At 54.7% G+C, this 15,550-nt stretch carries 9 protein-coding genes and 1 pseudogene; 4 read left to right on the forward strand and 6 right to left on the reverse strand.

The annotated features are described in order from the left end of the window. Positions 1-93: 93 nt before the first annotated feature. The 5 genes from avs3b to AC3IQ7_RS19135 form a co-directional block, all read right to left on the reverse strand. On the reverse strand, positions 94-789 hold the full coding sequence (gene avs3b / locus AC3IQ7_RS19115; RefSeq protein WP_489207040.1) for an AVAST type 3 anti-phage protein Avs3b: 696 nt from the start codon (positions 787-789) through the stop codon (positions 94-96). After that, a complete protein-coding gene (avs3a, locus tag AC3IQ7_RS19120; protein ID WP_489207041.1) occupies positions 755-7,357 on the reverse strand; it encodes an AVAST type 3 anti-phage nuclease/ATPase Avs3a in 6,603 nt (2,200 codons plus the stop codon). Before avs3a ends, avs3b begins: the two co-directional genes overlap by 35 nt. Before the next feature lie 360 nt (positions 7,358-7,717). Then, complete coding sequence (locus AC3IQ7_RS19125) at positions 7,718-8,158, reverse strand: SOS response-associated peptidase family protein (protein ID WP_489207042.1); 441 nt, start codon at positions 8,156-8,158, stop codon at positions 7,718-7,720. A gap of 503 nt (positions 8,159-8,661) precedes the next feature. Continuing rightward, a complete protein-coding gene (locus AC3IQ7_RS19130) occupies positions 8,662-9,387 on the reverse strand; it encodes an AbiV family abortive infection protein (protein ID WP_489207043.1) in 726 nt (241 codons plus the stop codon). A gap of 423 nt (positions 9,388-9,810) precedes the next feature. Beyond that, positions 9,811-10,215 carry a hypothetical protein gene (locus AC3IQ7_RS19135; protein WP_489207044.1) on the reverse strand — a complete coding sequence of 135 codons (405 nt, stop codon included), beginning with the start codon at positions 10,213-10,215 and terminating at the stop codon, positions 9,811-9,813. A 387-nt stretch (positions 10,216-10,602) separates the two neighbouring features. Here AC3IQ7_RS19135 and AC3IQ7_RS19140 point away from each other — a divergent pair, with 387 nt between their 5' ends. The 4 genes from AC3IQ7_RS19140 (at position 10,603) to AC3IQ7_RS19155 (ending at position 14,332) form a co-directional block, all read left to right on the forward strand. Further along, on the forward strand, positions 10,603-11,184 hold the full coding sequence (locus tag AC3IQ7_RS19140; protein WP_489207045.1) for a PAAR domain-containing protein: 582 nt from the start codon (positions 10,603-10,605) through the stop codon (positions 11,182-11,184). Positions 11,185-11,243: 59 nt separating this feature from the next. Further along, positions 11,244-11,912, forward strand: a complete 669-nt coding sequence (locus AC3IQ7_RS19145; RefSeq protein WP_489207046.1) for a VRR-NUC domain-containing protein — start codon at positions 11,244-11,246, stop codon at positions 11,910-11,912. Between the two features lie 9 nt (positions 11,913-11,921). After that, the gene (locus tag AC3IQ7_RS19150; protein ID WP_489207047.1) at positions 11,922-12,998 is read left to right on the forward strand and encodes a type VI immunity family protein; all 1,077 of its coding nucleotides are present in this window, start codon (positions 11,922-11,924) and stop codon (positions 12,996-12,998) included. A 335-nt stretch (positions 12,999-13,333) separates the two neighbouring features. After that, complete coding sequence (locus AC3IQ7_RS19155; RefSeq protein ID WP_489207048.1) at positions 13,334-14,332, forward strand: DUF6896 domain-containing protein; 999 nt, start codon at positions 13,334-13,336, stop codon at positions 14,330-14,332. 131 nt (positions 14,333-14,463) lie between these two features. Here the strand turns inward: AC3IQ7_RS19155 and AC3IQ7_RS19160 are convergent. Next, a pseudogene (locus tag AC3IQ7_RS19160) lies at positions 14,464-15,401 on the reverse strand (helix-hairpin-helix domain-containing protein); the annotation flags it as partial. Between the last annotated feature and the right edge of the window lie 149 nt (positions 15,402-15,550).

A 15,550-nucleotide genomic window follows, 5' to 3' on the forward strand; every position in this document is an offset into this window, starting at 1 on the left:
GTTTCCGTCGTTTATGTATGGCCAAGCTAACGATGACTGACACTTGCAAAGCTGTTTTCGTCCGCCCGTCGCGCCACAGTGCCAGCGGTTCCGTCATTCATCATTAGATTCGGCGTCGTTCACTTCATCGACCCGCAAATTGTGCTTTGCTCTCAAGTCTGCTGCATGGGAAGCGGCTAGAGATGCAAACATCTCCAGCGCCTTTATCTTTTTTGTCAATGTTTCGCCGGAAAATTTCGCGTCGTCCGAGAAACAGTCGAGGCCACTGTCAACGAAGTTGACAATGCGGGCTTCGAGCGTCACATCCAAATCCGCATCGGTGGCGCTCTTTATCCAAGGCTTTAATTCTTCTGAGGCTTGCTCAGCCGCCATGGCCAAGATGTACTGCACCAAAATCCGCGCCGTATCGTCGAGTGTCACGGCTAAGTCGAGCATCTTCGCGACACCCTCTTCGACTTCAACGTCTGTGGGAGGCTCGTGCATAAAGCGAAATCGCGGCCCGTTGCTGGCATCAAGCTTGTCAAGCGTCCGCAGGAGTGGCTCCAACTTCTTAAAGGGACGAAGGCGAGCGGGTAGGCTGTATTTCTGCGCCCACAGCTGAAAGACCAATTCCGCACAGGAGTTCTGTGCCGCGATTCTCTCCTCAGGAGGGACAGTCTCGACGTTGTGAATGCGTTCAGCTAGCACGTGCGCCATCCACTGAGTAAGCTCGTCGTCTCCAAGCTTCAGCTGTGCGATAAGCCGCTTGCCGAGTTCAATTACTGCTCTTGAGCGTTTTAATGATTCCATCTTCTTCAATTAGGTAGTAGCGGTTGTAAGGGGGCACGTATGAACTAAGGTCATCGTTATCTGAACCATAACGCGGAACGCGTCGATGCAGCCTGAGACCAACGACAAGGGAGTACCCTGGATTGGCGGCGAGGAGCTCCTTCAAAAAAGCTCTGTCAGCGCTCAAGCGGGTACCCGGAATTGTTTCCTGTTCGCGACCGTAACCGCTCGACTGGGTCCATGTCTCACTTCGCATGAGCGCACCGCTCTCGGTCACCCATCGACGCCCATCGTCGACGGAACGCAAGCCCATCGTTGAGATGGTGGCTGCGGTCGGCTCTTCGCCGGGAACACGTACGCGCTCACCCCAGGGGTCGTATTTGTCAACGCCCGAGGATTCGCCTCGGTCAGACTTCCACCGACGCAGTCTGAATTGACCGTTTTGGTACATCTCCGATGCTGGTTCAGGAGCTTCGTCAGTAGACCTCATGGCCTCGTTTTCGCCCAGCACCAATTGGTCTTCCTCAAAGTGGAAGAAGTAGCCTTGGGGGTCCGATGTGGTTTGCGCTGCGCAGAGAAATGCTGCCGCAGAGCGCTTTGGCACCAATGCACTGTTCACGAAAACGGTCTCCACGGACTCACTTATGCCGCTTGTCCAGTCCCCGGCTACAACCTGCAACCCCTCGTCGGTCTCCATAAGACTGTCGAGATGGTCAGTGGTTATCTGCCAGCGCCATTCTTTGTCACGGTATCTCTCCGGCGCTGGGGGAGCCATGGTAAGTTGCGGGTCGCGTCTATCCGCCGCCCACTTGCCGTCGTTGCGCGTAAGAATCCGATTCTCAATCCATTCATCAAATTCATTCTCGATACTGTAGGTCGCCTGGCCGACCGGGTGGGTTTTAAGCAGCCTCGCGGCCACTATCATCATTGCGTGATATGCACTGTACGCCGCAAGGTCTTCAACGCGAGGCATGGTTCCATGTGAGTGGCTAGTCTGCTCGTGTGTAAACACGCCATGCTTATAGCGCGCGTCGCGGTTGTGCCTAGTGGGTAGGCCCCCCATACGTTCGCGTATGGCTTGGGCGGCGCGGCGGGCAATTCCATTTGGCGAGATACCGAAGACTCGGCCCAGAGGAGTAAGCCAATATGGGCCAATGTCCATCCCAAAGTGATACTCATCCGATGCCGCGTCAGTCTCGTCGCCCGATGCCTCGGGCTCTGTCTCTGGCTCTCGATAGGAAGAATCCTCAACGAGCGGTAATTCACTTGCGTTGATTTTCTCAGGGTCGCCCAACGTGCTTCCGTCACCCAAGATTTCAGGTAGTTCGCGCAAGGCGGCGGCTGCGAAATGGCGCAGCAGCACGTGCTCTTCCTTGGCTGACGATAGGAGATAATCGCCAAAGAAAAGCACCATGTCACGGTGCTCAGCCGCACACCGAGCTAGCGCCATGTTGAGCCACAGCCGAGAATGCCATTCGTAAAAGACAAACCGCTTATCAACGAAAGCGCCCGGCCCACTGGCGGCTGCTACTTTCGCGAGCGCAGTCAGTACCGGGCCCCAACCAAGCTCGATGGTCGCCCGCACGGCGTGTGCAGCCTGCCAGCGCACAGAAGTACTTGGTGAGCCTAAAGCGGCCCAGAGATAACCAGCTACTGCCCCCTCGCAGCTACCGTCCGGCTTCATGGCATCGTTCCAAGGACCGTCTCCATCTTCGGGACGTATGTCCAGCTCGTGAAGTGACAGTCCGAAGTGCAGCGCATCGTCGGCCTCATCGCTCGTCAAAAGGTGAGACAGCGATTCCAGCATCTGAAAGAGCTCTCCTGAGTCAAGCGTCGTGACATTGAAAAGAAATCCTTCAAGCGTAGCTTCAACAATCTGGTCATCGGTCACAATGCCTTCGCTGATGAGCTGCCGGTAAGGGAACGAGCTGCCCCACCTCCGCCTCTTAGCCCACTCTGGGCTTCTTTTACATACGGCTAGCGCTACGTCTGCCATCGCCTTGCGCAAAGCGACCGGCTTAGTACTTTGCTTCCGGAGCACATCTAAGAGATGCCTTAATTCATAGTTCCCAAATTCCGGCCACTGCGCGACGGCTAGACAGAACTCGGCGGCGCCGCCCAAGCCACATCGCTGCAGTGCCTCTGTGTAGAACTCATAAATCTGGTAAGGCGCGTCGAAGGTTTTCAGTAGCAAGTAGGCGCTAAGAAGTTCCGCGGAGCTTGATAGGTCAACTCCCTCGAAAAGAGCACTCCAATCGGGGGCGTTGCGCTTCTCCGACGTTTGCGGCACGTACTGCCCTACGGAATTCCCGCTATCAGTCGTGGGTTCTCTCGCTGCCGCGAGAAGCCTATCAAGGTCGGAAGCCTCGAAGTCACAAGCGCGTGCCAACGTTGAAACTCGCTCAAGGTCGCTCTCGGACGGCGAACTGAACCTAAGATAGCGATAGCCAACATCGATAATTTTACGCTGAACATCCTTGGCAGACTCGTGTTCAAGAGCTTTCGCCAGGTCCTCTGCCCGTGCCCACTCGTCGCCAATTGGGCATAGCGCAATCGGTGCAATGGGCGGCAGCAAGCCACGCGCCACTGAGCGGTCAACTGCGATTTTCAAAAGTTTGTCTGCATAGCCTACCTTCCGGTCTCGCCAACGGCTCAGAGTTGCTATCGTGGAGGCCGGACATAAGCTCAGTAACCCATCAATGGTGTGGTACCAGTCGAAATGCTTGTCTCTTTCGACATAATCGTACGCTAGCTCTGCGCCTCGTGCCAGCCTGTAGGCGGACTCTGGTCGAGCTGAGCTGTTCTTTCCGCTTGCCTCGGCGAGGCAAAGCAGCGCCCCCCAGCGGTCCGAGTTCTCCTCCCCGATGCGGCTTGAAATCTCTACCGCCCGCTCGAAATAGGAACGGGCCTCCGCTTTACTGGTCGGGAAAATGGCGCGCGCAAGAGTTTGGTAGGACTCGACTCTGGTTTCAGCGTGCTCACGGTTATTTTCTATAGCTTCATAGACCCGGACAGACACTTCGAGCGCAATACTCTCTAGGGCCTTTTTGCGGGCTGCCAAGCGACAGATAGCCGTCATGGCGGTGGTCCCGAAAGCGTCTGTCTTATCTTTAAACCAGTTCAGAAATGCGTCCAGGGATGTGGTGTCCGATACCGACGCATCACGTATCGCTCGTATCCATTCCAGTGCCGCGATTTGCTCTAAGTTGAAGACATTGTAGTAATCTTTAGACCTAGCAGCTTTCGTCGCATTGAGCGCCTCTTGGATGGTCACATTGAACGCGGGCGGAACCTTCCCACACGCAATCTCCGCCGTCAGGCGGAACCAAGCCAAGACACCTCCTGTAGACCTTTCAAACGCTTCGGCTTCGGAGCTTCTGCTGTGATGGTTCGGCTTTTTCTCCAGTTCTTCACGGATTTCTTTTGGTGCTAAATCAATAAGCACGAGTTGCCTGCCCAATAAAGCGGCCTCTAGGCAATACGCCCTCAGTATCACTGGCCTATCCGAACCGTGACGCGCCGTCAACGCTATGGGCGGATGTTCTGGCAGGTAGCGACGTATGACCTTCGCCCATTCCACGTCATCACGAGGCAGCGCCCGTAGTGCTTGTAAAACAGCGGATGTGACACCGTTAATCACGCTCCAGTTGGAATTCGACCTATCCGGGTCATGAAGTTGAATTCGGCGGCTCGCCAGCGCACTCATGAGCGACTCCACCGGCTTGACCGGAAGAGTGTGACCACCCTTGCACGCTTCGACGGCCAATCCCAGCATTAGCCAGATATCACGCGCACCGTGTTCCGCCATCTGGTCAAGCAAATCGTATCGTCCAAGGTCTACAAGGCGACGTGCCAGGATGCCGCCCGCAGTCATCGACAGCCGTCTTGGACTCCACCCCTTGAGAAATTTGGCAGCATCTTCCGCTCCTTCCGATAGTAACTTGGCCATCGCCAGTTCGGCCATGTCGCTGGTGTCGACATGCTCGTTCGATTTTTCACGCTCTTCCTGGGGCATGCCTGCCCACGAATATAACCAATCAATCGCCATCCTCAAGCGGCTTCGTGCTTCAGAAAGGAATTCCACACGCCCCGCCAGCAAGCACGCTTCATAGGCGTGATGAGCGCCTGTCCAAGTTCCTCGGAATGCGCGCCGAGAAACCAACTCGTCGATACGGTCTAAAGAAAGAAGCGCAGACGCGATGTCTGTATTTCCCTGCATGAGGCTATTCTGGCGCGCGACCCCGGCGAGTTCACCGGCTACCTTGAGTGCTAGTTTTGCTGCTGAAGCGTAGCGTTTCTCTTGTAGGCAAGCCTTCAGCGCAAAGGTCAAGCGCTGCACCTCTACATCACGACGTTCGAGCGGGTTCGCTGTGGGCAGGCCTTCAGAAGAGAGGGCCAATTCGACCAGCTCATCCATTTTCCCCGCTGCTAGCAGCAGTTGGGGAATCGTCGATGCTACATAGGAGCTAGTGGCTGCTAGGGGCTTCAAGCGATGCAAGAACGTCGCCAGCTTTTCCTTATCAGGTTGGAATTTCTGGCGGAACCAAGTCTCCGATGGCTCATCTAGGAAGTGAAGGCTTCCACCTTTCACCAGCAACGGTCGCCCCAAGTCATAGGCGAAGCTTCTTACTGCGCTTTCAGTGGTGCCTGAAATCTCAGCAAGAACTGAAATTGGAACCAGTGGCCGTAGCACGGCTAGGCCTTGGCAGATTAGTTCAATTTGCTCAGCTTCGACATGGCTTTCTCGAAACTTTAGCTTCTCGACCGCTTGCGCCAGCAGGTCGGCGATAGCCCGCTCAACTGTCGAGGGTGAAGGCCCTAACGCCTTCAACATGTCCTCTAATGACAGCTTACGGCTCAGTGCCACCGCCTGAACTCGCGGGTTGGAACTGCTTAAGAAACCAAAATCGGCTACATCGCTATCAGTCGCGTCTGGATAGTATATCTTTAGGTGTCTAGCTGTCTCCTCACGGCTGAACGGGCGAAGTTCAACGTGAATCGCGTCAGGAGGTGCTTGCAAATAGTTACGCCGATGGGTCCGGCAGCTGAACACAAGCTTCACGCCATCCGGCATCGCCGTGCGAATGAGGTCGGGCACGAAGGCCGCATCATCAAACTCTCTAGCTGCCATAACTGCGTTGTCCGCAGCATCGACAATCAAAAAGAGATTGGCAAGGGGAGTTTTGGCCCGAAGCAAACTGACAGCCTGAGCCAGTCTTGCCACAAATGCGCGCATGTACTGCTTGCTATCCGTTCCGCGAACTGGAATCAACGGATGACACAATCCCTGAGCGGCAAGCTCGTTTGCTATTTGAGGAAGCGCGTCCTTTTCTCGGTGTCGGTAGTGTTGTGCGCTTCTATAAAGCCCATCGCCAAAGCAATCGTAAAGCACCGCGACGGAACCTTCGGGGACCGACCTGGAAAGCTGCCACACAAGGATTGACTTCCCGACGCCACCTTCTGCATGCAGGACGACAGGGTGAGTTGCGGACTCCAGAATCGCGCGAATCTCTCGCTCTTGCTCCCGCGGAAGTGCGCCATCAGCAGGGCCTGCAATCAAACACTTTGCTGGCCAAAGGTCCGCTTCATCAGTCCCGAGCGCACGAAGTACATCCAGGCGACGGATAGATGGGTTCAAAGTTTGCTCAGTTGTAGCTTTCTTAGTCACCAACTCCTTGAGCTGAAGCGGCGCGTCCGAGTCAGTCTCGGCCAGATATGTTCTTACGTCTTTGAATAGTAGATTACGCTGATTCCAGAGGTCGGGCTCGCCCGCTTCAACTGAGAAGAGCTCGAAAAATTTTGCCGTCTCACTATCTGGCCCTCTTATATACCCCAGCAGCGTCGTCACGACTGAAGGGTGTCGCGCAGTATTGCCCGCTGCGAGGTCCTCGAGCGATTCAATCACTTTCTCATCGATGGGACGGTTGGTCGTGAAGGTGAAGCACAAGGTGTCCTTGAGTTCATCCCACGTGAACGTCTCACGCAGCTTCGCAAACCGTTCTGAAAAGCCCTTAAGCGTGTTGCTCAGCCCGCTAGCAGTCCAAGGTTCATGCGCACGCTTCGTTGAGTGCTTCAACTGCACATAGCGAACGAGGCGTGCCTCCTTAAACCTCTCGCTGCCAAAGTAGAACCCCACATCGATAAGTTCATCACCTTCGTTGACCGAGCCAGGCCCCTCGATGGCCGATGCACCTTCAATGGAAATGGCAACCAAGTCACTAACGCCAGGCAGAAGAGAGAGGCAGTGGCGGGCGGCCCAGTGGTAGTGGAACTGGTCGCCATCTCTGCTCGCTCGCACCAAGTCAGTGTCGGTGGTCGGAGCGCTAGCGGTAGTAGTTTTCGAGTTCATGAGGACAGACAAGTTGACTTCGAAGTGTCGCGACGGCGTACCTCCGCCTTCCAACTGTTCGGTCGGGCCAATAATAAGTACGTTCGCAAAACTTGCATGAAATGGATTCACAACTAGCGAACTCTGTTTTGCGCTGACTATAGGGTATAACTGTCGCCAAGTCCAACATGGCGTGCGCTCCGTTGTTGACTTTAGGCAATCCTCTGCGAGAGGTAGACGTGGCAAGCTATCGAGGAACAAATTGCACCACGCGGCTATAGACGTCGGCACCTCAGGATGAACTTCGCTAAACGGTGAGCCTCAAGGCGGCGGCTGGCCGCTTCGCGGGTTGCAGTGCGTGAACCTGCTCGTTTCATCACTTTAACGACAATGTTCAGCTTAAAAAAGTTCACGTTGCTTGACAACCGGTGTCTTCGGTGCCGGCTCTCCACACATCAGGTCGGCCGGATACGGCTGAAGATATGTCCTCGCGCGTTCTGGGTCTTTGCAACCAAGCCACTCGTCGTATTCGCTGGTTGGGACAATGACTAACGAACGCTTCTCCTCGCCTGGTCGATGGAAGCGACTCATGAAGGGGTGGTCGTCGGCGTTAATAGTCAGCTAGGTGAACGAATATGTTCTCTGCCCGCCCTCCTCGACCCATTCCCGGTAGAGGCCGACGACGGCAAATGGTTCGCCGGTGGCCATTCCAATAGACCATCGCACATGCGTTGATTGTTCCCAGTTTGGCTCGAAGAAGCGGACCATTGGAACGAGGCAAAGTTGAGACTTGGCCCAAGCGGATTTATAGGTCCTCAGTTGGCCAACTGTCTCCGCACGGGCATTCATCGTCGTGAGGCGCTGGCCGGGTGGCATGTGCGGATTGGGGACGAACCCGTATGTGCCGGTCAGACCTTTGCGATGGCCGGCCTCGTCATGAACGATGAATGGGCCAACGTAGTCCTGGTAAAGCTCATCACGCCAATCGTCGCTTTCCTCCATGGAAGTGCGGAAGAAGTCGAAGGCCAGTTGCCGTGAAACAGTCACGTAGTTGACGCACATGGCGTTCTTCGAGTTGAATGCTGATGTCTGATTTTATCCGGCATTTTGGAATATGGACGTCCATCGTTTTTTCATTGTCAGTATAGAAAATTTGACTTCTGGACATTGCATGTGTAGCCGGATATTCTTTGCATACTATATTTGGCGCAGCATGGCCGAGGTGCATAGGTTCGTTTGCGGTCCTGGCGATTCTTGTGGTCGGCCTACCAATCTCTGTTTATTTGTCAGCTGGTGTACGAGAAGCTAAGGCGGCCGCACCGGCGACGGCCGTTCAACCGACACCGGCTGCCATTGCCGCGCCTCCAGCCCTTTCTCCCGCTACCGCGCCAGCAAGATGAAAAGCCCGCACGGTGGCGGCAGCTAGAAGCGTGTAGCATCACACAACAAGATGCAAGACCTTAAGCGAGCAAGGTGTTACGTTGTATGGCGACAGCCGAATACTGCCAAAGGTAGATAGTCAAGTTGCAACTTCAGTAAACTCTGGCGGCCCTGTGGCGGTTTGTTTATGAAGTTCCTTGTGCTTGCTTCTCCAAGTAAGCCTGTGCCGCGGCCTCAAAGACTTCTTTATGGCGCAATAAGTGCGATTTTTGATGACTACGCGACCTAGTGCGAGACTTATGTGGCCATTTTTTTGCGTCTTGAGCATCTTGAGAGCGAAGGATTTCGTCCATTCCTGGGACGCCAAAGTAGTCCCCCGATTCCTCAAGTCGGTCCATCATGAACACGAACTCGGAGGTAACCCAAGATATCAGACGCTTCGCTTCTCGTAGCGAAATCGTTGTCCTTGGTACGGAAATACGACTCTTGACGTGAACAGTTTTTCTATCTCTATCTAAGCCGACATATACGGCCTGTTGTTTACGCCGTTCAAAACCTCCGCTCTTGATGAGGTCAATGAGCGCGATTGGATACTCAAATTCGTTTGGTGCGATGAAGGCGAACTGCTTCTTCCCATGTAAATAAAGAATTTTCAGAAATTCTTGCTCAAAATCTGCGTTAGGAAAACCTGTGTTTGTGAGAGATGAGTAATAGTAGTGTTCAACCCAACAAGCTTTCGAAAGCTCTTCCAGAGACAGTACAGCTAACTGATACGACGATGGATAAGAACCTGCGTCGTACAAGAGATTGGCGTCGCGTCGCAAACGGAACGCGTTAGTCAAAGCTTCGTTGGCGAGGCGCTTCCACTTATATCGTGATAGCTGCGAGCGGACGTTAGTATCGGACTTCATGACTCACATCTTTCGTTGGGGAGCAACAAGTGTACGTGTTCAGCATCTGATAGGATAGTCCGGTACCGCAACAAAGCGCTGGTAGTCATTTGAGATGTCTTTGCTAATAGCAGCGACCGCCAGCATGTCATCGAGGAGGCTATCGCCTGTGAGCACCTGCCTCTCGACGTCCTAAGCTGGGCCGACCTGCGCGAACGCTATTTCAAGGAGTTTGCGCCGTCGATGTACCACTTTGAAGAAGCACCGATGGCGCGTGCTTTCAAAAATGTCTTCGAAAAGTGGCAGAACGAGACGGCAACGCCGAAGACGATGGCGGCCTGAGTCTAGGAGGGGATTAACAAAACCGCCCGACGGCGGCTTTTGTTTAGCTCGCGGCGGCTTGGTAAGGATGTGGGCGCATTAACATCGCCATGTACTGCTGTTTCAGGGGGATGCGGATGGAGGAACCTGCCATCCGACTAGTTCGGCGGTTCGGCGCATTGTCCACTTGGCCTCTGGCTCGGATACCCAACCCGTTGCAATTAGCCGCGGCAAATATTGGTCGAGAATCTCAGTCTCTGACATGTGCGAGCGTTTCCCGGCCTTGGAGTCAAGGGACGTTACGGCGAGTTGTTGCGCAAGGTCTTCGCAGTTGTTCCAGCGCTCGAGTAACTCCGGCGGCGAGCAGCCAGGGCTGTAGAAACGGCCTTGGTACCGATTCATGGAAAATTTAGGCTGGGCGCCTGAAACGGCCCCTAAGTTGCTTGGACGTGGGAAATCTAATGGCAGCGCGGCAAAGAGTGCCGCTTCCAATTCGTCTTGCGGCTCATCGCCGAGTTCAATATTCATAGTGCCTTTTGCATCGATATTAGCCTCTCGCCATCATACTCCAGCGTTGAGTTGTCGGCCTAGAAGGCGACGATGAATACGCGCCGGTATCCTCAATCGATTAACCCGGCTCGGCACACCCACGGCGGTGGCCACGAGATAGCTCAATCTGGGTCTGGGTACGACGCTATCAATTTTTTTGTGTCAGATAGCCATCTGAATCGGTCAAAAAGCATGTTTTGAAAAGAAGCCCGACTAGGGGGCGAGTCTGCGAACCTCCGCACAGAATGCGAGTTGCCGGCCGACGGCATTTCGCGATGGGATTTCGACCACAGCATAGAGGTGACGTAAACGTCGAGATTGACAATTGTGCTAATATTGCATAAAAAATATTGAAAGGAAAAAATCTTGAGCAATCCCGTAATCGTGCTGGGCGATAAGACGAGCCACGGCGGCACCGTCGTCACCTGCTCACCGTTATCGGATACTCATGGCAAAGGCTGGGCTCGTGTCGGTGATATGGTCTCTTGCCCCCGGTGCAAGGGAGTGTTTCCCATCAGCCAAGGTGACACCAGCCTCATCGATGCGGGCCAGGCCGTGGCCTACCATGGCTGTAAGACTGCTTGTGGCGCCACGCTACTCTCGAGCCAGCTGTGCACCCTTACGACACCATCGGGCGGCGCCGCGCCGGGCGCCCACGGCAGTCTCCCACCAATGGCCCTGATGCAGGGCTTTGGTATTATCCACACCGGGTTGGCCAGCAGGTATCAAGATGAGCCCGTGGCGGATGAAACTGAACGCTTTCGCGGCCGCTTTCAGGTGGTCGACGCTACAACAGGTGACCCCGTGCGCAGCTTGGCTGTACGCGTAAGGTCGACCGATGGCCAGTACATCACGGGCAGTACGGACGATGAGGGCTTTACCCAGTGGGTGGAACGGGACGGCCTTGAGTCGCTTGCATTCGACTTGATTCAGGATGGTGACGCATGACAAGGCCGAATAACACCCCGCCCGTAGGGCAAGCGCCGTTGGCCGTGGGAGGCATGAGCATGGAAGGCGCCACGACCGTCGTGCCGATTAACAAGCCGCAGCTCGATTTCTCTGACAAGAAGGTCTTGTGCTCGGCCGTGTGCAAATGCAAAAGCATGCCGGCAATCGGTGCAGACGGCCGGTCGCTGAAACAAGAATGCGTCTCGGCTCGATTGAAAGCTCTCGATGTGGCTCTTGACCACCGAAGTCTATACAAGGCAGAGTTCACATACGATATGACGAAACGGCCGCCAGAGCCTTTTCTGGATAAGGTCGTGGATACGAAGAGCAGAACCCTATGGCCCGGCTGGACGAAGACACTTTGGCCGAAAGACTCAAGCCACCCTGTGCCTTATAAGCCAGGTCGGGGCTACACACGGAGGCCTGACGTCATTATCGTCAAGGACCCGACGAAGCCTCCAACGCAGGACAATATCAAACAAGTCGTGGAAATAAAATTCCCTGGAGACCCGTTCCGCCCCCGCCAGCGAGAGGACTATATCGTCATCGCCGGAGACGAAATGAAAATGGTGCCGTTGGCATCTGATGAGTGCGACTGCGACCGGGCCGAGCTCGAGCCCTCAAAAATCCCGGTCGAGCAGCTCGGGAAGGCAGCCGCTCTTCTTAGGTTAATCTATATGGTTGTTGTTACGAAACGGCCACCGCTTGGTGGCCTGCCCGCGTATTAAGGACTGAACATGACTGAATTACCATTGGACTTGCTGGAACTTCTGCGCGAGAACGCTGATGCAATGAATGTACCTGGAGGCTTGCTCACTAAGCAGGGGCCACAGGACTATGTCGGCAGCGTGCCTGCAATCGCTGGCACGCTCTTCTTCAAGGATGCGCATCTCCCGGCGGTTCGCGATGCCATCAGCGCTTGCTTCGAAGAGTTCCAGGCCAAGGCTGAGCCTAAACTCACCTGGCTCTACCGGGAAGACCCGCCGGAAGGGCCGGATAAGATGGCCTACGCGGAGGCAAAACCGCTGAACAAAATGCTGGTGCGTATGGATGCAGACGACGCAGTGAGTTTTCATTACACGAGTGGCGTGCAGGCCCAAGACGCGGGTCCATGGGAGTTTCAGGTCGTCGGGCTCCCCGCTTGGCGGGCGGAAATGGGAGGCTGGGGTTTATGCGGGCTGCGGTTTAGCATGCCCATTTTGTTCGTCGAAGAAAATCCCGGACTTTTCCAGACGCTCTTCGTGAGCTTCGCCCGACGCCTATGTGCCGTCCACGGGTACGGCGGCCACAGTTTAATTTTGTCGGCCGCTCGCTATGACGAGAACCAGGCATTCGAGGCATTCCTGACTTCCAAGCTCCGAGGGTTTGATGCCGGCAACCTTGTTAGCGGCGCAGTCAATGCGCACCTGGGCGTTAAAACAGTAGGCTGGCTCACAGCGATAGACAATGATTATGTGGAAAAAGTCGGAGGTATATCGGCCATTCGTTCGGCATTACCGATTGACTGGTTTGGCCTATTCGACTATGGGACTGGACTTGTAATTCAAGGCGGCGCCCAACCAGAAGCTGCACCTGCTGACTCGCCGATGCCCGCGCGGTTGGTGCTTCCCAATATGCTCCTCAAGCCCATCCGCACGCCGAAAGTCCGGATGCATTACGCATCCGCTGGGAGCGAGCCGCGGTTGATTGGTCGAGCTGCGGAGGAATGGCTGAACCGTTTCGATGTCGCGGACAATGAGCTAATAGAGTACAAGGCAAAACTGCTAGACGAGCCGAAATTTGCTGGGCTACCAGTCCTTCCTACGCGCCTCTGATTGCTTAAAACAGCGCGCATTCGCCCCGACCGACATGAAAAACCTCCACTGCGGTGAGCACGTGGAGGTGAGGTCTGGCGGTATGCGCGCCGGCAACTTGCGTAAAGGCGTTCGATTGCGGTGCTGCGGCATGGCACATTCTGGATGTAGTAGCTTTGGTATGACCCGGAGACGCGCGAGAATCTCGCGTCTTAAGGCACTGGAAGCATTGACCGCGTCCGCACCGAAGAGGACTCCCGGGTTTTAATTGCGGCAACGCCGGTGGCTGTACGCCATCTGTCAGCACGCGACGTCAAAAATTGCTTCACTTTGCGAAGCACAATACCTGCATGTTCATGGACAAAAAGCTCAAAAAACTAATCTCGGATTATCAAGCCAGTGTGCGCACAGCTGTCGAACTCCTCCAACGGTCTGGAATTCCGCTCCCCGTGACTTCGCGCGGCTGGGTTGAGACCAACATTCCTACTCATGGCGACCTTAAGGGAGGTGTTAGCTACTACAAACATGGCAATGGATGCCTGGTCGACCTCCCCTCGGGCTCGGTTGACTTCGATTTCGGCAGTATGGGTGAGATAGACGGATTTGATACGTGGCGGCTTGTTAAATTTGCCGGCTCGGAGTGTGCGAAGTATGGATTCGAAACTAAGGATGCAATCGAAAAAAGCTTCGACGCTGCTGTAAAGTCAGGTTCTCTCGTTTCTTCTGGGTATATCCTCTACTACGCGACGGAATCTAAGCGTACGTTGGCAATCGAAATAAGCCAAGACATTCCGAACGACTCTCTGCCGCATCATGACCAAGACGAAGTTCTTTGCGTCTATGCGCATAGTTTTTTGGCGGCGGATTTGATGCGAGAAAATTATAAAAAGCTTTTGAGTAAGCTGGAGAAAAGTAAAGACCTGAGCCAAGAGGATGAAGTCAATTTTCGTATCTATTTTTCGTCTTGGTTGGGCTATCTTCATGCGACGTGTGAAGGGTTTGACAAACTTAGCATGTGGGTTTTGCTGACGAAAAGTCGTCCAGCGAGTTTTCTTGAAGCCATTCCTAAATGGCAGGAGGTAGCACGACTGATTAAGCTACACGAAAACCCTCTTAGGAACTTTCGAAACAATGTCTTCCATGTTCGTGCTGACATCAAACCGATAATGCAGTTTGCAGCCGATGATGCGGGGCGGTTGTCATGGGCAGGCGAGTTACATTTCGCTGTGACTGAATTCTTCTCTATGTATCGCATCCTGTGTGAGGTGCATTACCTGACGCATGACCGCCTAAATGAAAGTCAGTTACGGGCGCAGCAGGCCAAGAGAAAAGGCCGAATGAATAAACAGAGTTGAGCGACTGTGTTGTGCTGGGCAACTGCCAGCATTTCCTGGCATTCGTGATGAAATCCCGGAACTTCCGGTTCAGAGCATAAACCGTCCGCCGAATTTTTTCGTCGATGATGGAAGTCTTTCGTCCTCAGACGTCAATGAAAATTCCGTGACTTGGTGTCCAGCTCCCCGAGCATATGGCTCAGGTCCACAAGCCGTTTTGCGACTAGGTGCCGTACGTTGCGCTCGCACTGCCACACACCGTAGACGCCAAGTAGCTTGGCACCCATCAGCTCCTTGCGCTGCTGCTCGACAAGGTTGGGCCAGCAAATGACGTTCACAGTACCGGACTCATCTTCAATGGTGACGAATACCACCCCCTTGGCGGTCTCCGGTCGCTGGCGAACCGTGACGATGCCGCAGCCGCGGGCTAATCGACCATTGTCGAATTGGTTCAAGATTTCTGCCGGGAGGAACTTCATGGCGGAGAGTCTTTGGCGCAGTAGCGCGAGCGGATGCCGTCCCAGCGTCAGGCCCAAGTGCCGGTAGTCGGCCACGATATTTTCGGCTTCACTCGGTGCATCCATTTCGACCGGCTCTTCAATCACCGTAGCGGACCGTAAAAGGCCTTTGTCAGGCACACTGGCACTGCCTCCCACAATGCTTGGCGACGATTGCCTGACAGCGATTCCAGGGCATTGGCGCTCGCCAGTGCGTTAAGGTGGCCTGCATTTAGATTCGCCCGTGATGCTAGGTCGGCCGTGGTTTCGAACTGCCGGATGGCCCGTGCCTCCTCAATGCGCCAGGCCGCCTCTTGCTCGAGGCCTTTGATGTTGTTGAGGCCCAGGCGAACGGCCGGCTGCGAGCCTTTTGCAATGGATTCAAGCTCTGCATCCCAGTTGCTAACGGACACATCTACAGGGCGTACCACGACGCCGTGACGGCCGGCATCCTGTACGAGGGAGGAACGCGAGTAGAACCCCATTGGCTGACTGTTCAGCAGCGCGGTTAGGAACGCTGCTGGCTCATGGCACTTCAGCCAACTCGATGCATACGCCAGGAGCGCAAAAGAGGCGGCATGAGACTCGGGGAAACGCAGCAATCGCGTAAGCCATGGCCTTGTTTGACAAGGGCTTTACTACAGGATGAATCGACCTTGTAATAGGTGCCAGATTGCGAGATGTCGTAGGCCGCCTTGCGGTCGACCTTCTCATTAAAACCAAGAATAAAGATGGGCGTCAG

The organism is Janthinobacterium sp. GL_088, from assembly GCF_057837845.1.